The 16627-nt window shown below is 61.7% G+C and carries 20 protein-coding genes; 9 read left to right on the forward strand and 11 right to left on the reverse strand.

The annotated features are described in order from the left end of the window. Position 1: 1 nt before the first annotated feature. The 3 genes from J4721_RS13985 to J4721_RS13995 form a co-directional block, all read right to left on the reverse strand. Positions 2-1492: an efflux RND transporter periplasmic adaptor subunit gene (locus tag J4721_RS13985; RefSeq protein ID WP_102884282.1), complete on the reverse strand. Its 1491-nt coding sequence runs from the start codon at positions 1490-1492 to the stop codon at positions 2-4. A 137-nt stretch (positions 1493-1629) separates the two neighbouring features. Next, positions 1630-2172 carry a molybdenum cofactor biosynthesis protein B gene (moaB, locus tag J4721_RS13990; protein WP_061049691.1) on the reverse strand — a complete coding sequence of 181 codons (543 nt, stop codon included), beginning with the start codon at positions 2170-2172 and terminating at the stop codon, positions 1630-1632. A 77-nt stretch (positions 2173-2249) separates the two neighbouring features. Further along, positions 2250-3011 carry a uracil-DNA glycosylase family protein gene (locus J4721_RS13995; protein WP_102882939.1) on the reverse strand — a complete coding sequence of 254 codons (762 nt, stop codon included), beginning with the start codon at positions 3009-3011 and terminating at the stop codon, positions 2250-2252. A 106-nt stretch (positions 3012-3117) separates the two neighbouring features. Here J4721_RS13995 and J4721_RS14000 point away from each other — a divergent pair, with 106 nt between their 5' ends. The 6 genes from J4721_RS14000 to J4721_RS14025 all read left to right on the forward strand — a co-directional run bounded on the left by J4721_RS14000 (position 3118) and on the right by J4721_RS14025 (position 7746). Continuing rightward, complete coding sequence (locus J4721_RS14000) at positions 3118-4113, forward strand: aspartate carbamoyltransferase catalytic subunit (RefSeq protein ID WP_102874906.1); 996 nt, start codon at positions 3118-3120, stop codon at positions 4111-4113. Positions 4114-4116: 3 nt separating this feature from the next. After that, on the forward strand, positions 4117-4674 hold the full coding sequence (locus J4721_RS14005) for a hypothetical protein (protein WP_044040409.1): 558 nt from the start codon (positions 4117-4119) through the stop codon (positions 4672-4674). Position 4675: 1 nt separating this feature from the next. Beyond that, positions 4676-5083 carry a hypothetical protein gene (locus tag J4721_RS14010; protein ID WP_102853941.1) on the forward strand — a complete coding sequence of 136 codons (408 nt, stop codon included), beginning with the start codon at positions 4676-4678 and terminating at the stop codon, positions 5081-5083. Beyond that, on the forward strand, positions 5080-6390 hold the full coding sequence (gene pyrC, locus J4721_RS14015) for a dihydroorotase (protein WP_102874907.1): 1311 nt from the start codon (positions 5080-5082) through the stop codon (positions 6388-6390). The genes J4721_RS14010 and pyrC overlap by 4 nt, the downstream gene beginning before the upstream one ends. After that, positions 6390-6995, forward strand: a complete 606-nt coding sequence (gene plsY, locus J4721_RS14020; protein WP_014873406.1) for a glycerol-3-phosphate 1-O-acyltransferase PlsY — start codon at positions 6390-6392, stop codon at positions 6993-6995. The genes pyrC and plsY overlap by 1 nt, the downstream gene beginning before the upstream one ends. A gap of 277 nt (positions 6996-7272) precedes the next feature. After that, positions 7273-7746 (forward strand): YHS domain-containing (seleno)protein, encoded by a 474-nt coding sequence (locus J4721_RS14025; protein ID WP_102876067.1) that lies wholly within the window; start codon positions 7273-7275, stop codon positions 7744-7746. A gap of 97 nt (positions 7747-7843) precedes the next feature. Here J4721_RS14025 and J4721_RS14030 read toward each other — a convergent pair whose 3' ends face one another. The 5 genes from J4721_RS14030 to J4721_RS14050 form a co-directional block, all read right to left on the reverse strand. Continuing rightward, a complete protein-coding gene (locus J4721_RS14030) occupies positions 7844-8098 on the reverse strand; it encodes a hypothetical protein (protein WP_014873404.1) in 255 nt (84 codons plus the stop codon). Between the two features lie 217 nt (positions 8099-8315). After that, positions 8316-9686: a glutamate--cysteine ligase gene (locus J4721_RS14035; RefSeq protein WP_211002795.1), complete on the reverse strand. Its 1371-nt coding sequence runs from the start codon at positions 9684-9686 to the stop codon at positions 8316-8318. 64 nt (positions 9687-9750) lie between these two features. Then, on the reverse strand, positions 9751-10278 hold the full coding sequence (locus J4721_RS14040; protein ID WP_102853937.1) for a hypothetical protein: 528 nt from the start codon (positions 10276-10278) through the stop codon (positions 9751-9753). Continuing rightward, entirely contained in the window at positions 10275-11183 is a 909-nt protein-coding gene (locus J4721_RS14045; RefSeq protein ID WP_211002794.1) for a GNAT family N-acetyltransferase, read from the reverse strand. The genes J4721_RS14040 and J4721_RS14045 overlap by 4 nt, the downstream gene beginning before the upstream one ends. Then, positions 11180-11908: a 16S rRNA (uracil(1498)-N(3))-methyltransferase gene (locus J4721_RS14050; protein ID WP_014879000.1), complete on the reverse strand. Its 729-nt coding sequence runs from the start codon at positions 11906-11908 to the stop codon at positions 11180-11182. Before J4721_RS14050 ends, J4721_RS14045 begins: the two co-directional genes overlap by 4 nt. 11 nt (positions 11909-11919) lie before the next feature. Here J4721_RS14050 and ubiA point away from each other — a divergent pair, with 11 nt between their 5' ends. The 3 genes from ubiA to J4721_RS14065 all read left to right on the forward strand — a co-directional run bounded on the left by ubiA (position 11920) and on the right by J4721_RS14065 (position 15181). After that, complete coding sequence (gene ubiA, locus J4721_RS14055; protein ID WP_211002793.1) at positions 11920-12882, forward strand: 4-hydroxybenzoate octaprenyltransferase; 963 nt, start codon at positions 11920-11922, stop codon at positions 12880-12882. A 77-nt stretch (positions 12883-12959) separates the two neighbouring features. After that, entirely contained in the window at positions 12960-14870 is a 1911-nt protein-coding gene (locus J4721_RS14060; protein ID WP_014873398.1) for an OmpA family protein, read from the forward strand. Beyond that, positions 14867-15181, forward strand: coding sequence for a hypothetical protein (locus J4721_RS14065; RefSeq protein ID WP_014878998.1), 315 nt, complete (start codon positions 14867-14869; stop codon positions 15179-15181). The genes J4721_RS14060 and J4721_RS14065 overlap by 4 nt, the downstream gene beginning before the upstream one ends. A gap of 17 nt (positions 15182-15198) precedes the next feature. Here the strand turns inward: J4721_RS14065 and J4721_RS14070 are convergent, their stop codons facing one another. The 3 genes from J4721_RS14070 to pgsA are packed head-to-tail and all read right to left on the reverse strand — an operon-like array spanning position 15199 to position 16580. Next, a complete protein-coding gene (locus J4721_RS14070; RefSeq protein WP_102853933.1) occupies positions 15199-15660 on the reverse strand; it encodes a molybdenum cofactor biosynthesis protein MoaE in 462 nt (153 codons plus the stop codon). 3 nt (positions 15661-15663) lie between these two features. Then, positions 15664-15909, reverse strand: coding sequence for a molybdopterin converting factor subunit 1 (moaD, locus tag J4721_RS14075; RefSeq protein WP_211002792.1), 246 nt, complete (start codon positions 15907-15909; stop codon positions 15664-15666). After that, positions 15909-16580, reverse strand: coding sequence for a CDP-diacylglycerol--glycerol-3-phosphate 3-phosphatidyltransferase (gene pgsA, locus J4721_RS14080; protein ID WP_014873394.1), 672 nt, complete (start codon positions 16578-16580; stop codon positions 15909-15911). Before pgsA ends, moaD begins: the two co-directional genes overlap by 1 nt. Positions 16581-16627: the final 47 nt, after the last annotated feature.

Here is a 16627-nt window from a genome sequence, read left to right on the forward strand (position 1 = left end):
CCTAGCCCCCCATCCGGGTTTCAATACGGTTGATCAGCCGCGCGGGGACCTTTGCGGCGGCCAGCTGTTCCAGCATCCGCGCCCGCACCGCCTCCGGCATCCGACTATTGCCTTCGACCATGGCGACCAGCCTGGCCCGGCGATCCTCCGACAGTTCAATCAGTTCAGCCTCCGCCGCAGCGGTGTCGCGCGGGGCGTCAGGATTGGCACCGGTAACCTCTGCACCCTGCCGCAGGGGTCGCACTTTGATGCCCGCGCCCAGCAGAGGCGTGCGCCCGGTGACAACTTCGCGCCCCTCCAGCCCTGTGCCACGCAACAGCACATCGTCCCCCTGTCGGCGCACCAATGTCACGTCCAACGCCTGCAGCCGGTCATCCTCTCCCAGCAGCAGCACGGTCCCGTCGGACCCCAGCGCCGATGCGGGCAGCCGGGCCACGTCGCTCACCACCGGTTCCTCAACCTCCACCGTGACAAAATCACCGGGTTTGAAACCAAGCGCCGGGTTCAGCCGGGCGTAGATCAATCTGCCAGCCAGCCCCTCACCTGCATCGCCACTGTCTCGCACCACCACGCCAGACGCCTTCAGCGCTGCACCGGTTGCGTCCAGCGTAACCTCTACCGGCGCCGAGAGCAGCTGCCCCGCAGCGTCCAAAAGCCGGGCATATTGCACGGTCGAGACCCGGAACGCCACATCCAGCTGCGCCGGATCCACCAGATCCGCAAGCTTTTCATTGGCCGATACCAGCCGCCCCTCAACCAGATTGACCGACTGCAAAGTTCCGTCAAAGGCGGCGGTGATGGTCGTGTCGTCAAGATTGCGACGGGCCTCACCCAGCGCAATCTGCGCCCGCGCCAGCCGCGTTACCGCCTGATCAATACGCGCCTCCGCCAAGGACAGCGCCTGCCTGCGTGAGATCACCGCCTGCCGGGCCTGTGCAGCAGCCAGTTCCGCCACTTCCACTGTTGCAGCAGACCCAACACCGCGGGTTTCCAGATTTTGTTGCCGGTCCAGCGCCCGGGCCCGCAAAGTCGCCTGATCTTCGGCTGCGGACAGCTCATCCTGCGCCAGCGACAATCCGCGCCGGGCCTCACGGGATTCGGCCTCCGCATCCATCATGTCCGCTTCGGCGCGCTGCAGGGCCGCCTGCGCATCCGCCGGGTCGATCTGCACAAGTAAGCTGCCCGCCGTGACGTCGCCGCCATCCTCAAACCCAGGCGCCAGCTGCACCACCCGACCCGCCGCTGCAGTGCGCAATTCCAGCCTGCGACGGCTCTCGATCCGACCAAAGGCCGTCAGCACAGGCTGCACCGCCCCAAGCTCGGCCCGCACAACGTTCACGGCAAACACCCGCTCGCGGGCCGGTGGCGCGCGGCGCTCCTCACCCATACGGGTCTGGATCGCGGACAGCACCATCTGTACCGCCAAGAGCAGCAGCGCCGCCGTCAGCGCCGCAAGGAAAACCCCAATCACCGTTTGCCGCAAAAAACGCATACTCAATTCCTCAATCGGCCAAACGAACCGGTCCACCACCGCCGCGACACACACATGCATGCACGCCGTCAGAGCCGGAGAATACCAGTTTGCACAAAGCTATACGAGGTTACACGCAGTCGCGGATCAATTCCGTCTCACTTGCGGCGCAAATGTTCGTCAAGTCGTGGCATGATTTCCACGAAATTGCAGGGCCGATGCCGGTAGTCGAGCTGCTTCACGAGGATTTCATCCCAGGCATCCTTACAGGCCCCCGGGCTTCCCGGCAGCGCAAAGAGGTAGGTGCCCCCCGCAACCCCGCCCGTGGCCCGTGACTGCACGGCCGAAGTGCCGATTTTCTGCATCGACACGATGGTAAAAACAGTTCCAAACGCATCGATTTCCTTCTCGTAGACATCGCGGTGCGCTTCGACTGTGACATCGCGCCCGGTCAGACCAGTGCCTCCGGTTGAGATCACAACATCAATCTCCGAGTTGGCGATCCAGTCCCGCAGCTGGTCGGCAATCTCCTCCCGTTCATCCGGCAGGATTTTGCGATCCGCCAGCACATGTCCCGCCGTTTCCAGCCGGTCAACCAGCACCTGACCGGAGCGATCTTCAGCCAGTGACCGGCTGTCCGATACGGTCAGCACCGCAATCCGAACCGGAATGAAATCCTTGCTATTGTCGCGTTGCGCCATGGTCGTGGCCCTTATTTCTGATGTTTTCACAGTCTTGAAGAATGATGCCCAAAGACCCCCCGAGACCTGGGCTAGATTCAATCCGCTGTCAGCCGGGCCTTGATCTCCAGCAGATCAGCCCAGGCTGCCCGTTTCTGCGCGGGCTGGCGTAACAGATAAGCCGGGTGGAACATCGGCATGACGGGCCTGCCCTGCGCCTCCTGCCAGGTGCCGCGCATCCGGGTGATTCCGCGTTTGCCAAGCAAGGCATCACAGCTGATGTTGCCCATAGCGATTAGGATATCCGGCTTTGCCAGCGCGATATGTCGCTCCAGAAAGGGCGTCATCATGGCGATTTCTGCCGGTAGGGGATCGCGGTTCTGCGGTGGCCGCCAGGGCAGCACATTAGCGATATAGACGCTGTCCTTACGAGACAGCCCGATGGCCGCCAGCATCCGATCCAACAGCTGCCCGGCCCGCCCCACAAACGGTTTGCCTGCAATATCCTCGTCGCGGCCGGGCGCCTCGCCCACCACCATGACGCGGGCACCGGGCTGACCATCTGCAAACACCAGATTGCGCGCGCCTTTTTTCAGTTCGCAGTGTTCAAACTGCCCCAGCGCCTCATAAAGGCCCTCCAGCGACCCTGCTGCACCCGCCATCTGTCGGGCCACCTCAACCGGATCAATGTCCCGAGGCTTCGCCGGTGCCACCTCAGCCGCCGCTGCGCCGGGTTTGGGCAGCCGCGCCTGCAGTTCATAACGATTGACGGGCGCGTCACCGATCGCATCGGTCGCCCCCAATTCAATCTGCCAGGCCAAGAGCGCATGGGCGCTGTGATAATCCAATGCCGATTCCATACCCCAAGCTACCCCGCCTTGCGACGGATCAAAATACCCGCTGTGCGCACCGCTTGCCGCAGGTCACAGCCCTGCTATAAGAGCGCAAACATCGCGGAGCCTGCCCATGCCCACAGCCACCTCGTCACCTGATCCGATGGCCTTTTCTCAACGGCATCTTCTGGGCATCGAACCGCTGAAACCGCATGAAATCACCGCGATCCTTGATCTCGCGGACAGCTATGCAGAGCTGAACCGGCGTCCCGACAAACACGCCAATGCGCTGTCGGGCCTGACCCAGGTCAATATGTTCTTTGAGAACTCCACCCGCACGCAAGCCAGCTTTGAAATCGCGGGCAAGCGGTTGGGCGCGGATGTGATGAACATGGCCATGCAGGCCTCCTCGATCAAAAAGGGGGAGACCCTGATCGACACCGCGATGACGCTGAACGCGATGCACCCAGATCTTCTGGTGGTGCGCCATCCGCATTCCGGCGCCGTGGATCTCTTGGCGCAAAAGGTGAACTGCGCCGTGCTAAATGCAGGCGACGGGCGGCATGAGCACCCTACACAGGCGCTGCTGGATGCGCTGACCATCCGCCGTGCGAAAGGGCGTCTGCACCGGCTGAACATTGCGATCTGTGGCGATGTCGCGCATTCCCGTGTGGCGCGATCGAACCTGATCCTGTTGGGCAAGATGGAAAACCGCATCCGCCTGATTGGCCCGCCGACACTGGTGCCCGGCCACTTTGCCGACTTCGGCGCCGAGATTTACGACGACATGCGCGAAGGCCTGAAAGACGTGGATGTGGTCATGATGCTGCGCCTCCAGAAGGAGCGTATGGATGGCGGCTTCATCCCGTCGGAGCGCGAATACTACCATCGCTACGGGCTTGATGCGGAGAAACTGGCGCTGGCCAAACCCGACGCCATCGTCATGCACCCCGGCCCAATGAACCGGGGCGTTGAAATCGACGGCACGCTTGCCGATGACATCAACCGCTCGGTCATTCAGGAACAGGTCGAAATGGGCGTCGCCGTCCGCATGGCCGCCATGGACCTTCTGGCCCGCAACCTGCGCACCAACCGCGAGCGGGCAGCGGCGCAACCGGGCGTGGCCTGATCCATGGCTGAGCTGGTTGCACAACCCCTCAGCATCGCCGCAGGTGAGCAGAGGATGATCCATGTCTTCGACCTCGACATGCGGCCCGAACAGGCGCGTTTCCTGCGAGAACCCGGCGCGCTGGCGCAGGTTCTGGGAATTGAAGATATAGATCTGGATCACGTGGAGATCTTCCCGGTGAGCGATCTGGAGGATCTGGGGCTTGTCGGCTATCTGCGTGACGGCTGCGGTATCCCGAATGAGCAGCTGGCCTCAGACACACAAAAGCTCACCGCGATTGAAGGCTATGTGCTGCTCCTGCGTTCCCGAGCGCTGCGGGGCGAGGAAACGCGCCTCACTCCGGCCCGTCAAATTCGACATATTGGCGGCTATAGTGAGGTGGGGGCGGATTGGGCCAGTCTACCCAGCCACCCCGACGACACCCCCGATAGCGCCAAACTCTACTCGGCGCCACGCCCCTCCCCGCGGGAGGCCCGCTCCCGCGCGCGGCGCATCGGGGCCACGATCTTTGCGATTGTGATGGCGCTGATCCTATTCGCCGTCCTGATGCTGGCAACCTGAGATGTCCGAAACCGTCTTCCCTCCTGATCGCATGGCCTACTGGCGCAGCCACGCCTGGCTCGCTGTGATTGCCATGGTTGGTGCAATGGGCATTCTCTGGGTGATGGGAAACCCGCATGTCTGGACCGGCGCCATCGGCGGGCTGGCCGCCATTGGCCTGCGCGGCGGCTATCTCATGTCCGATGAGATGACCCGTGTTTGGAAGCTCGGCGACACCACCATCAACGGCCCCGACCAACAGATCATTCCGCTGGCCGGTGTGGCCGAGCTGAACCGCCTTGGCAGCACGGTCCAGATCGTCACCCATGATGGCAACAAGTACCTGATCAAATACCAGCCCGACGCCGCCGCAACGATTGCAACGCTGCAAAACGCCCTGTCCACCCTGTCCGAGAGATCCCGCGTATGACCCTTCTGTTTACCAACGCCCGCCTGATCGACCCTGAGGCCGGAACCGACAGTATCGGCGCGGTTCTGGTGCAGAACGGGCGCATCGCGGCCGTGGATAAGAATGGCACCGGCTCTGACCAATTGTTTCGCACGCGAAACATTGGGGCAGAGGATGTGACCCTTATCGATTGCCGCGGCAAATGTCTGGCCCCCGGCATTGTCGATATCGGCGTGAAGGTCTGCGAGCCGGGTGAGCGCCACAAGGAAAGCTATAAATCTGCAGGTCTCGCGGCGGCGGCGGGTGGGGTCACCACCATGGTGACACGCCCTGACACCACCCCGTCCATCGACAGTCCGGAAACGCTGGAGTTCGTGACCCGTCGCGCGCAGGCCGATGCGCCGGTGAATGTTCTGCCAATGGCCGCCCTAACCAAGGGCCGTGCAGGCCGGGAAATGACCGAGATCGGTTTTCTCATGGATGCGGGCGCGGTTGCCTTCTCCGATTGCGATCACGTGGTCGCCGACACCAAGGTCTTTTCCCGCGCGCTGTCTTATGCGCGCAGCTGCGGCGCGCTGGTCATTGCGCATCCGCAGGAGCCGGGATTGAGCAAAGGGGCTGCGGCAACCTCGGGTAAATTCGCCACTCTGCGCGGACTGCCCGCCGTCACGCCGATGGCGGAGCGGATGGGGCTGGATCGCGATATCGCCCTATTGGAGATGACCGGCGCCAGATACCACGCCGACCAGATCACCACCGCCCGTGCCCTGCCCGCCCTGCAACGGGCAAAGGCAAACGGGCTGGACATCACCGCAGGCACGTCGATTCACCATTTGACGCTGAACGAACTGGACGTGGCGGACTACCGCACCTTCTTCAAGGTGAAACCGCCGTTGCGCTCCGAAGAGGACCGTCTGGCGCTGATCGAGGCACTGCGCGAAGGCCTGATTGATACGATCTCCTCCATGCACACGCCGCAGGACGAGGAAAGCAAGCGCTTGCCCTTTGAGGAGGCCGCTGCCGGTGCCGTGGCGTTGGAGACACTGCTGCCTGCCGCCCTGCGGCTTTATCATGCGGAACAGCTGGACCTGCCGACGCTGTTTCGCGCGATGGCGCTGAACCCGGCCAAACGTCTGGGACTGGACTGCGGCCGTCTGTCCGAAGGGGCTCCTGCCGATCTGGTGCTGTTTGATGCCGACCAGCCCTTTGTGATGGACCGTTTTGCGCTGCACTCGAAATCACAGAACACCCCCTTTGACGGGCAGCGGATGCAAGGTAGGGTGCTGGCAACCTATGTGGCCGGTGAACCGGTCTACCGGAGAGAATGATGCCGCCTATTGAAACTGCCGCCCCTGTCCTGCTGCTATGGGCCGTGATCGGCTATGCACTGGGGTCTATTCCCTTTGGACTGCTGCTGACCCGCATCATGGGGCTGGGGAACCTGCGCAGCATCGGATCCGGCAATATCGGCACCACCAATGTGCTGCGCACCGGATCGAAAAAAGCCGCCGCGCTGACCCTGCTGCTGGACGGTGGCAAGGGGGCGGTCGCGGTGCTGCTGGCGCGCACGCTGGCGGGCGAAGATGCCGCACAGCTGGCGGGTCTGGCGGCTTTTCTTGGCCATTGCTACCCGATCTGGCTGAAATTTCAGGGCGGGAAAGGCGTTGCCACCTTCCTTGGCCTGATGCTGGCGCTGGCCTGGCCCGTAGGGATCGCCTGCTGCCTGACCTGGCTGGCCGCCGCCTATCTGAGCAAGATCTCCTCAATGGGGGCTTTGGTGTCTGCAGTGGCGGCGCCGCTGTGGTGCCTGCTTCTGGGCGCACCCATAACGACGGGGCTGGCCGCGCTACTGGCCGCGATCATCCTGTGGCGGCACAAGGAAAACATCGCGCGATTGCGCATCGGCACCGAGCCGAAGATCGGACAGAAGTAGCCCGATATCAGCTAAACCTCTGTTTTATAAAAAGCCCTCCTCCACCATGGACGAGGGCTTTTTCATGCTCACAGGAATGTGCCACCGCGCCTGTGCAGAGAATTTGTGCATCAACGCACATACAAAAGGAGTTGTTTTGAACGTGATCGAGGGAGTCCTCATATCGGTATCGTGACCAAAACGGTCCAATTTGAAGACCTGAATTTTGATGACGTAACGCTTTGATCATTCCAACTCAGGGTGCTGAGGTACCCGCTACATCGAAAGGTTCATACCGATGAATACCGTAAAATCCCTTCTGGGCGGGATCGCCCTCTCCGTTACTCTGGCAACCTCCGCGCTGGCCGCTGGCGTTGATGTCAACGCCTCCTCTACCGGTCTGGCCATGCAGGGATATGACCCTGTCGCCTATTTCAACGCCGGTGAAGCCACCAAAGGTTCCTACAAGGTGACCGCCACCCACGACGATGCCACATATTGGTTCACTACCGAGGAGAACAAAGCCCTGTTTGAAGCCACACCGGACGCCTACATCCCGGCCTACGGCGGTTACTGCGCCTTTGGTGCGGCGATGGGCTTCAAGTTCGACGGCGATCCGCATCAGTGGAAAATCGTCGATGATGTCCTCTACCTGAACCTGTCGAAGGACATTCAGGAACGTTGGAGCACAGACATTCCCGGCTTCATCGAAAAAGCCGATGTGAACTGGGATGAGATCGCTGACGCCGAGCCGGCGGAGCTGCTGCAGTAAGCCTGTAACGGCAGATCCAAATCGCAGATGGGCGGCAGGATATCCTGCCGCCCATTCTGTTCTCGCCTCAGATAGAACACTCCCTCTGCGCAGGATATTACTTCGAGGCCAGCCGTTCGACTGCCTCGGCCGTGCGCTTGGTGTTGTTGTAAATTCCCAGCGCCAGATAGAGCGAGCCGGCGATCAGGATCACGTAGAGGGTGCCAACCACAAGCACACCGAGTGCCGCGAGGATACCGCCGCCGCCCGGCTGCATGGTTGCCAGAACTGCCCCGCCGACAACTGCGAGCAGCAGCAGCACAACGACGACACCAACCAGTTTTTCAAATGCTGAAATAAAGAAATTGCCCATATCAATACCTTTCCGAGCTATAGATTGCGCGTTTTCTAGGGGGGAGGAATAGAGAGAACAAGCTCTCAATTAGGGGGAAAATCAAGCGGGTAGCGCCAGAGGGAGCCCACACCAACACCCGCAAAATCAGTCTAGAACCCGCCGCGCGGCCCGCGCAGAAAAAAGGGCGCCTGCACAGCGCCCTCTTCGATGGTCTCAATCTGGTCCCCTGTGGGTCTCAGTAGCTGTATTCAGAGTAGATGCGGCTCAGATCGCCATTCCAGTCGCCATGGTAGCGATCCAGCAGCTCATCCGCCGGGACTTTGCCGGTCTCGATACTGTCCTTCAGCGCATTGAGGAAGTGGGTTTCATCCGGCACCAACCCCCCGGCCCCGGCGCGCGCGCGGGATTTGAGGCCCGCCTCAGAGATCGCCACCACTTCGCGGGCCAGATCATGCATCTTGATATTGCCGACCTGTGCCTGCAGCCCTTGTTCAGATGCGGCCACACGCAGGGCCTCGCGGGTTTCTGCATCCCAGCCCTTTGCCAAATCCCAGGCGGCATCAAGGCTGGATTGATCGTACATCATCCCCACCCAGAAGGCCGGCAGGGCACAGAGGCGGCGCCAGGGGCCGCCATCGGCACCGCGCATTTCCATATATTTCTTGATCCGCGCTTCGGGGAAGGCGGTGGTCAGATGATCAGCCCAGTCGCTCAGGGTGGGCGTTTGCCCCGGCAACGCAGGCAGTTCTCCCTTGAGGAAGGCGCGGAAGGACATGCCAAGCGCGTCGATATACTGGCCGTCGCGGTAGACGAAATACATCGGCACATCGAGCGCGTATTCGACCCAACGTTCGAACCCGAATCCCTCGTCAAAGACAAAGGGCACCATGCCGGTCCGGTCCGCATCCAGATCGCGCCAAACGCGCGAGCGCCAGGATTTGTGGTTGTTCGGCTTGCCCTCAAGGAAGGGCGAATTGGCAAAGAGAGCGGTTGCGACGGGCTGCAGCGCGATGGCCACGCGCATTTTCTGCACCATGTCCGCCTCGGATCCGAAGTCGAGATTGACCTGAACGGTACAAGTCCGGCGCATCATGGTGCGGCCCATAGTGCCGACTTTACCCATATAGGCATCCATCAGCTTGTAGCGGCCCTTGGGCATCAGCGGCATTTCCTCGTGCGACCAGATCGGAGCCGCCCCCAGACCGATAAAACCGACGCCGATTTCATCGGCGATATCCTTTACCTCGCGCAGGTGGGTGTTCACCTCGTCACAAGTTTCATGGATTGTCTCCAATGGGGCACCAGAAAGTTCCAGCGCACCACCGGGTTCCAGCGAAACATTGGCGCCATCTTTTTCAAGACCGATCAGGTGGCCACCTTCGCGCACCTCGGACCAGCCGTGACGGTCGCGCAACCCCTCAAGAACGGCCACTATTGACCGCGTGCCTTCAAACGGCAGCGGCTTCAGCGAGTCCTTGCAATAGCCGAATTTCTCATGCTCGGTGCCGATACGCCATTGGTCACGGGGCTTGCAGCCAGAGGCAAGATATTCCGCCAATTGTTCGTGCCGTTCGATCGGCCCACCGCCGGATTGAGGGATAGACATCTGGGGCTCTCCGTAAGGTTGATCCGTCCTGCGCTGCAAGTCGTGGTCGGTATTTCCGGCAGTGTCAATGCAGCCTGTGCACGGTTGGCCGTGTTGGCGCGCGCTCCCAGATCACGACCTGGTGACCACCGGATTTGCGCAATTCTGCCAGCATCCGCTCCATACGCAACCCCGGCAGGGTCGCAAAGGCGTCAAAGAGCGCATCGGTGTTGGTCGCATTGACCGGGATTGCCAAGGCGGACTGCCCCGGTTGATCCAATAGCCAATGAGGTGGTTTCGCAGCGTGATCCAGTGTCAGGCGCTCCAATTCAGAGAGCGCGACAGCGCCGCCAGTGAGGGGGCCGAAATAGGCGATCTGCCCTTCGTCCACTTGAACCACGCCGGGGCCGCCGCCGCCCAGACGGAACCGCATCCGCTGCATGCCGATAACTGCGATGACAACACTCAGCCCTAGCAGCGCCCAGCCCAGCAGCGCCTGAGCCCCGTAGCTGCCAAGCGCCCAGAACAGGCCAAGCGCACCGAGAGCAGCCGCCGCGATCATCTCACGCCAGCGCCAGAGGGCCGCGCGGGCTTCTGGTCGAATAAAGGTCATGAAGCAGGCTCCCCCTCAGCCATCGAAGGCTGCGGCCCGTGATCAAAAAGGACGAGAGAATAGCCGCCAATGGATTGAAATCCGATGGCCCGATAAGCGCGCACGGCGGCCTCTCCCGCAGCAAAGAGAACCGCCTGTTCCACACCCGCCGCGCGGGCTTCCTTAAGGTGCAGTGCCAGAGCGCAGCGGGCGTAGCCGTGGCCGCGTTGTTCCGGCGGTGTATAGACCCCGCCGATCTGCACCACCTCGGGCAGTTGCGCGTTGAACCCTGTCATTGCGACCCAACGGTCTGCGATATTCAGCACGCGGTGACTGTCGCGCAGCAGGTAGCTGTCGATATCTTGTGATGCGACAGCTACCGCCTCAGACGCGGGGGTGCCGAGAATTTCCTGGTGATAGGCCGCGCGCCATTGCACGAGCATTGGTCGGGGCGCAGCCGACAGGAGATGCAGAACGGCGCCAGACAACTGCGGGCGATCCAGACTGCCCAGATCCAGTTCCGTCAGCGATAACGCCAGTCCCGGTTCATCGCGATCAAGTCGCTTGGGGTGCTGGTCAAGCCCGGTGGCCGCAAGATAGCGCCGCACCTGCGCCGTTTCGCCCAGGACGCCGACCTGCGGTTGTGGCGTCCCCGTCGACAGCTGCAAATCGACCAGTTGTTGTAGTTCATGCCAATCCGTGGCGCTAGCCTCCGCCGCCTGCAACAATAAGGTGCCATCGTTGGTCAGACCGGCGACGCCACCGTCACCACTGCCGCGCACCCATACACGCATCGCCTTGGCTGCGGCACTGTGCAAGCCGTGGTCCCGCAAATTGATCAGCAGAAACATGGAGCTGGCGACATTGCGACGCAGCAGATCATGGATCGCGGCGAGATCGCGATCCTGTGCCGGGCGCCAGCTCATCCCCAATCTCCATAGCGTTGCTGCCACACAGTCAATGCGGCCACCGCTGCGGTATCAGCGCGCAGGATGCGGGGGCCAAGACTCACCACATGGGACTGCGGCAACGCGTGCAGTCGCTTGCGCTCGGCCTCGGAAAACCCGCCCTCGGGTCCGATCACAATGGCCCAGGGTGCCTGTGCCGCTGTCTCGCTGGCCAGTGCCAATGCACTGCCGACCTCTGCTTCGTCACAAAACATCAGCTGGCGTTCTTCAGGCCAGTGGTCCAGCAGCCGCGAGAGTTTTTGCAGATCTGCCACCTCCGGCACATAGGTGCCACCACATTGCTCGGCGGCCTCAACCGCGTGGGCCTGAAGCCGGTCCTGGCGAATGCGGTCAGAATTTGTGAACTCGGTCTGCACCGGCAGGATCCGCGCCGCGCCCATTTCAGCAGCCTTCTCCACGATGAAATCAGTTCGCGCCTTCTTGATCGGGGCGAACAGCAGCCACAAATCCGGCGGCAGCACCAATGGCCGCGTCTGCTCCTGGCAGATAAGGACACCACTGCGCTTGCTCGCCTCGGCCACCTCGGCGCGCCATTCGCCATCCTCTCCGTTGAACAGCAACAGCTGCGCCCCAACCGTCTGCCGCATGACCCCAAACAGGTAATGCGCCTGATCGCGGTCCAGAGGAACCGATTGCCCTGCCCCCAGCGGGTGCTCTACATACAGTCTGATCTTTGCACTCATGAGGCATACATATGCAAGGCGGGACGCCAACACCAGATGGACAGGTCGCAGATGCGGTCAAAGGCAATTGGGTCGATCGCTACGCCCCTGAATGGAGTCGCCCCTATCTGCGCCTCAGCCGCGCCGACCGACCGATCGGCACCTGGCTGCTGCTAATCCCCTGTTGGTGGGGCCTGATGCTGGCGATTCTGTGGGATCAAAGCCCACGCTGGGGGGATCTGTGGATCTTTGCAGCCTGCGCTGCTGGGGCATGGCTGATGCGCGGCGCAGGCTGCACATGGAACGATATCACCGACCGCAATTTTGACGGACAGGTGGAACGCACCCGGTCCCGCCCTATTCCATCGGGTCAGGTCACGGTCACCGGGGCATTTATCTGGATGGGGCTGCAGGCACTGATCTCGCTCGGCATTCTTCTGAGTTTCAATCAGGCTGCTATCGCGATGGGCATTCTGGCATTGTTTCCAGTGGCGATCTATCCCTTTGCCAAGCGGTTCACCTGGTGGCCGCAGGTGTTTCTGGGATTGGCCTTCAACTGGGGCGCGATGCTGGCCTGGGTGGCCCATACCGGCACTCTCAACTGGCCGGCGGTGATATTGTATCTGGCCGGGATTGCCTGGACACTGTTTTACGACACTATCTATGCCCATCAGGATACTGAGGATGACGCGCTGATCGGGGTTAAATCCACAGCACGCCTGTTTGGCACACACACGCCGATGTGGCTGCGCCGGTTCATTGTGGCCACCGTCAGCCTGATGGCGATCGCCATCATTCTGGCCGTGCAACCGCAGGGATCGGTTCTCGCGCTGATGCTGGCACTGGCCGCGCCCTGGGCGATGGGCTGGCATATGACCTGGCAGCTACGGGTGTTTGACGCCGAGAACAATGATCGTTTGCTGCAACTGTTTCGCCTCAACCGGGATACGGGCTTGATTCCGCTGATCTTCTTTGCCGCAGCTCTGTTCGCATGATTGAACCCGTCGCGCAGCCCCTGTAAGACAGGCAAAAGCCGTCTCAGACGGACGCCCTAACGGAGACCAGCCTGCCCATGCGCCTGTCCTCGCTTTTGATCTCTGGCCTGACGTTTGTCGCCGCTGCCGCGCTGAGCCTGGTGGTGGCCGGTTTTGCGGTGACGGGTATCGAAGCAGGCAGCGAAACCGCCGTACGCCGTGCGCTGGACAAAGTCGGCTATACCTGGGCCGAGGTTACCGCGGATGGGCTGCGCGTGATCCTGAATGGCACCGCACCGGATGAGGCCACACGATTTGGCGTGATATCGCTGGTCGGCGGTGTGGTCGATGCGGCGCGGGTGATCGATGAAATGCAGATCACCCCGTCCGAAGGCATCGCCCCTCCCCGGTTCTCGGCGGAAATTCTGCGCAATGACAGCGGCATTTCGATCATCGGGCTCATCCCGAGGGTTACCGACCGTGAAACCGTGATCACCCGGCTGAATACGATCGCAGGTGCGGATCAGGTCGCGGATCTGCTGGAAACCGCAAATTACACCGCCCCCAGGGGCTGGATGGCCGCAATGGACTACGCACTGGATGCCTTGAGCCTGCTGCCCCGGTCGAAGATCTCGGTCGAGGCGGAAGAAGTCTCTATCACGGCGATCTCCGACAGTGTTGATGCCAAGGAACAAATCGAAAAACGCCTGACCCGCATGGCCCCAGCCGGGCTGCGCCTGTCACTGGATATCGCTGCGCCGCGCCCCGTCATCACGCCGTTCACGCTGCGCTACAGCCTTGATGACGCGGGCGGCCGCTTTGATGCCTGCTCTGCCGAAAGCGAGTTGAGCCGTGATCGAATTCTGCGGGCGGCGACCAAGGCAGGGTTTGACGGCAAAGCCGATTGCGTGATCGGCATGGGGGTGCCCTCGCCCAATTGGGCCCGCGCCGCGGAGCTGGGCATTGCGTCCTTGTCAGAGCTGGGCGGGGGCTCCGTGACACTGGCCAATGCCGATATGACTCTGGTTGCGGCAGAGGGAACGGCACCGGCCCTGTTTGACCATGTGGTGGGTGAGTTGGAAAGCGCGCTGCCCCAGGTGTTCGCCTTGCATGCGGTGTTGCCCGAGCCGGAAACCGAAGACGGCAACGGTCCGCCTGAGTTTACCGCAACCCTAAGCCCGGAAGGTCAGGTGCAGCTGCGGGGCCGGATTTCGGATGAAGCCCTACGCCAGATCAGCAGCAGCTATGCCCAGGCGCGCTTCGGTTCGCAGAATGTCTACAGTGCCACGCGGGTGGTCGAGGATCTGCCTGCCGACTGGCCGGTGCGGGTGCTGGCCGGGCTAGAGGCGCTGTCCCATCTTCAGCGCGGCGCGGTTTCGGTGACCCCTGACAGCCTGAGCCTGAGCGGGATGAGCCACCGCGAGGACGCGCCCTCCGAAATCGCCAAACTCTTGTCTGCCAAACTGGGCGATGCAGAGAGCTATGAGCTGAATGTCACCTATGAAGCGCCGCCCGAACCTGCGGACAAGCCGATGTCGCCGGAGCTGTGTGAGGCGGAGCTGGCTGCGGTGCAGACGGTCTCCAAAATCACCTTTGAGCCGGGGTCGGCGACTGTGGCAGCGGGCAGCCGGGACACATTGGATCAGATTGCAGACATCCTGGCACGCTGTGACGGCGTGCGGCTGGAAATCCAGGGCCATACCGACAGTCAGGGGCGCGAAGAAATGAATCAGACTCTCAGCCAGTCCCGGGCACAGTCGGTTCTGAATGAGCTGCGTGGCCGTCGTCTGGTCACCAGCAGTTTCACCGCCAAAGGCTATGGCGAAAGCACCCCGATTGCGAGCAACGACACCGAGGACGGCCGTGAAGCCAACCGTCGGATCGAGTTCCGCCTTATCCGCCCGGCTAATGATGCCGCCAGCGAAACCACACTTGATGAGGCCGCCACCGCCCCTGAAGGCACCTCAGAGACCCCTTCCGACAGTGAACAGGAGACATCCGGACAATGAACAGGACAGAGTTCATCATCACCACTGCCATTATCCTGTTTGTCGCCTTTGCGATGGGGTGGTTTGCCAATTGGCTTGTGCATCGCTTCACCCGCGTGAAGCAGAGCGACGTGGCCGATCTGGACCGGATGAGCCAGGAACTGCACGAAGCAGAGGAAACCCGCGATCAGGCGATCACCTATCTGCAGCAGCGTGAGGCCGAACTGTCCAACCAACTGGCCCAGACAGAGGCAGAGTTACGGGCGGCTATGGATGGTCTGCGGGATGCGCGCCGCGAGGCAGAAGAGCTGCGCGGACAGCTGCACGGCTGAAGCGGCCGGCACGGGGATCAGTCCCAGCGGGTCAGTGCCTCTTCGTCGCTGTGCTTTGCCTCAACCCAATTGCCGGTGCCGTCCTGCGTCAGCTCTTTCTTCCAGAAGGGGGCGCGGGATTTGAGGTAATCCATCAGATATTCCGCTGCCTCAAACGCATCGGAGCGATGGCGCGCAGCGGTGGCGACCATCATGATCTGCTCGCCCGGAACTAACCGCCCATGACGATGAATGACCAGCGCATCCGCAAGTGACCAGCGCTGCTGCGCCTCCTGCGTAATCGTCTCTATCGCGCGCTCAGTCATGCCGGGGTAATGCTCGATCTCCATCGCCACCATGTCACCCTTCTCGGATCCCCGCACAACACCGGTAAAGGTTACGAGAGCGCCGGCATTGACCCCAGAGGTGGCGACATCCGACGCAAAGCGCTGGCTTTCCTCCCCCAGATCAAATGCGTCCTTCTGAACCGCGATCCGCATCGCTCAGCCTCCGGTCATTGGTGGGAAGAACGCCACCTCTCGCACGCCTTCAAGCGGGGCATCAAAATCCGACAGGTCCTGATCCAGCGCCACACGTAGCGCCGACAGATCGGCAAAAGCCGCGGCATAGCGCGGATCGCGGGCGCTGAGTTCAGCCACGAGATCGCGCACGTTTGCGGCTGTGGTCTCAACCTTTTCCTTGGGCAGTCCGATGCGCTCGCGCACCCAGGCAAAATAGAGAATATCCATCAGCGCGTCTCCTTCAGATGTGGCAGCGCCTTGCGCATGTAGTCAGCGCCAGTGATCAGCGTCAGTGCCGCCGCGATCCACAGCAGCCACAGGCCCAGCCGGCTGGTCCAGATCATGCCTTCGTATTTCCAGCGCAGACCAAACTCATCGCTGACCTCCCCCAGCATAATCTGATCCACCAGCGCCTGATCCATGCCAAAGGAGGACATCACCAGATAGTGTTCGAAGATGCCTTGGGAAAACAGCGTGGCGATCGCGATCATCTGCGCGGTGGTCTTCCACTTCGCCAGCGCCGTCACCTTGAGCGTGCCGGCCGTATCGCCGAGGAACTCACGCAAACCCGAGACGAACACCTCACGAAACAGGATCACCGTGGCGGGCAGCACCAGCCAGGGCGTCCAGTGTTCGGCGGCATATCCGACAAGGATCATCAATGCGATCACCACCATCGCCTTGTCAGCGATGGGATCAAGCATTGCCCCCATCTTCGTCTCCTGGCCCCAAGACCGGGCGAGGTAGCCGTCAAACCAGTCAGTAATCGCCGCGCTGACAAAGAGGATCAGCGCAAACCAATCCGCATAGGGGCGCGAAAAATAGAGGAACATAATCGCGAGCCCCGGTGCTGCCACCAGGCGCAATAGGGTGAGGATATTAGGCACGGTCCATTTCATGGCTGCACACTAGCCCGCAGTGTCACGGGTGGAAAGCGGTACAGATG

Source organism: Phaeobacter sp. HS011, assembly GCF_018101215.1.
GTDB lineage: Bacteria > Pseudomonadota > Alphaproteobacteria > Rhodobacterales > Rhodobacteraceae > Phaeobacter > Phaeobacter inhibens.

What these genes read in the sequence shown, in the direction of transcription:
- J4721_RS14045 (WP_211002794.1), bottom strand. Translation starts at nt 11,183, where the DNA reads ATGAGCTGGCGCCCGGCACAGGATCGCGATCTCGCCGCGATCCATGAT.
- J4721_RS14025 (WP_102876067.1), top strand. Translation starts at nt 7,273, where the DNA reads ATGAATACCGTAAAATCCCTTCTGGGCGGGATCGCCCTCTCCGTTACT.
- moaB (WP_061049691.1), bottom strand. Translation starts at nt 2,172, where the DNA reads ATGGCGCAACGCGACAATAGCAAGGATTTCATTCCGGTTCGGATTGCG.
- J4721_RS13995 (WP_102882939.1), bottom strand. Translation starts at nt 3,011, where the DNA reads ATGGAATCGGCATTGGATTATCACAGCGCCCATGCGCTCTTGGCCTGG.
- J4721_RS13985 (WP_102884282.1), bottom strand. Translation starts at nt 1,492, where the DNA reads ATGCGTTTTTTGCGGCAAACGGTGATTGGGGTTTTCCTTGCGGCGCTG.
- J4721_RS14035 (WP_211002795.1), bottom strand. Translation starts at nt 9,686, where the DNA reads ATGTCTATCCCTCAATCCGGCGGTGGGCCGATCGAACGGCACGAACAA.
- J4721_RS14065 (WP_014878998.1), top strand. Translation starts at nt 14,867, where the DNA reads ATGAACAGGACAGAGTTCATCATCACCACTGCCATTATCCTGTTTGTC.
- J4721_RS14005 (WP_044040409.1), top strand. Translation starts at nt 4,117, where the DNA reads ATGGCTGAGCTGGTTGCACAACCCCTCAGCATCGCCGCAGGTGAGCAG.
- J4721_RS14010 (WP_102853941.1), top strand. Translation starts at nt 4,676, where the DNA reads ATGTCCGAAACCGTCTTCCCTCCTGATCGCATGGCCTACTGGCGCAGC.
- pgsA (WP_014873394.1), bottom strand. Translation starts at nt 16,580, where the DNA reads ATGAAATGGACCGTGCCTAATATCCTCACCCTATTGCGCCTGGTGGCA.
- J4721_RS14000 (WP_102874906.1), top strand. Translation starts at nt 3,118, where the DNA reads ATGCCCACAGCCACCTCGTCACCTGATCCGATGGCCTTTTCTCAACGG.
- J4721_RS14060 (WP_014873398.1), top strand. Translation starts at nt 12,960, where the DNA reads ATGCGCCTGTCCTCGCTTTTGATCTCTGGCCTGACGTTTGTCGCCGCT.
- ubiA (WP_211002793.1), top strand. Translation starts at nt 11,920, where the DNA reads ATGCAAGGCGGGACGCCAACACCAGATGGACAGGTCGCAGATGCGGTC.
- J4721_RS14050 (WP_014879000.1), bottom strand. Translation starts at nt 11,908, where the DNA reads ATGAGTGCAAAGATCAGACTGTATGTAGAGCACCCGCTGGGGGCAGGG.
- moaD (WP_211002792.1), bottom strand. Translation starts at nt 15,909, where the DNA reads ATGGATATTCTCTATTTTGCCTGGGTGCGCGAGCGCATCGGACTGCCC.
- J4721_RS14070 (WP_102853933.1), bottom strand. Translation starts at nt 15,660, where the DNA reads ATGCGGATCGCGGTTCAGAAGGACGCATTTGATCTGGGGGAGGAAAGC.
- J4721_RS14030 (WP_014873404.1), bottom strand. Translation starts at nt 8,098, where the DNA reads ATGGGCAATTTCTTTATTTCAGCATTTGAAAAACTGGTTGGTGTCGTC.
- plsY (WP_014873406.1), top strand. Translation starts at nt 6,390, where the DNA reads ATGCCGCCTATTGAAACTGCCGCCCCTGTCCTGCTGCTATGGGCCGTG.
- J4721_RS14040 (WP_102853937.1), bottom strand. Translation starts at nt 10,278, where the DNA reads ATGACCTTTATTCGACCAGAAGCCCGCGCGGCCCTCTGGCGCTGGCGT.
- pyrC (WP_102874907.1), top strand. Translation starts at nt 5,080, where the DNA reads ATGACCCTTCTGTTTACCAACGCCCGCCTGATCGACCCTGAGGCCGGA.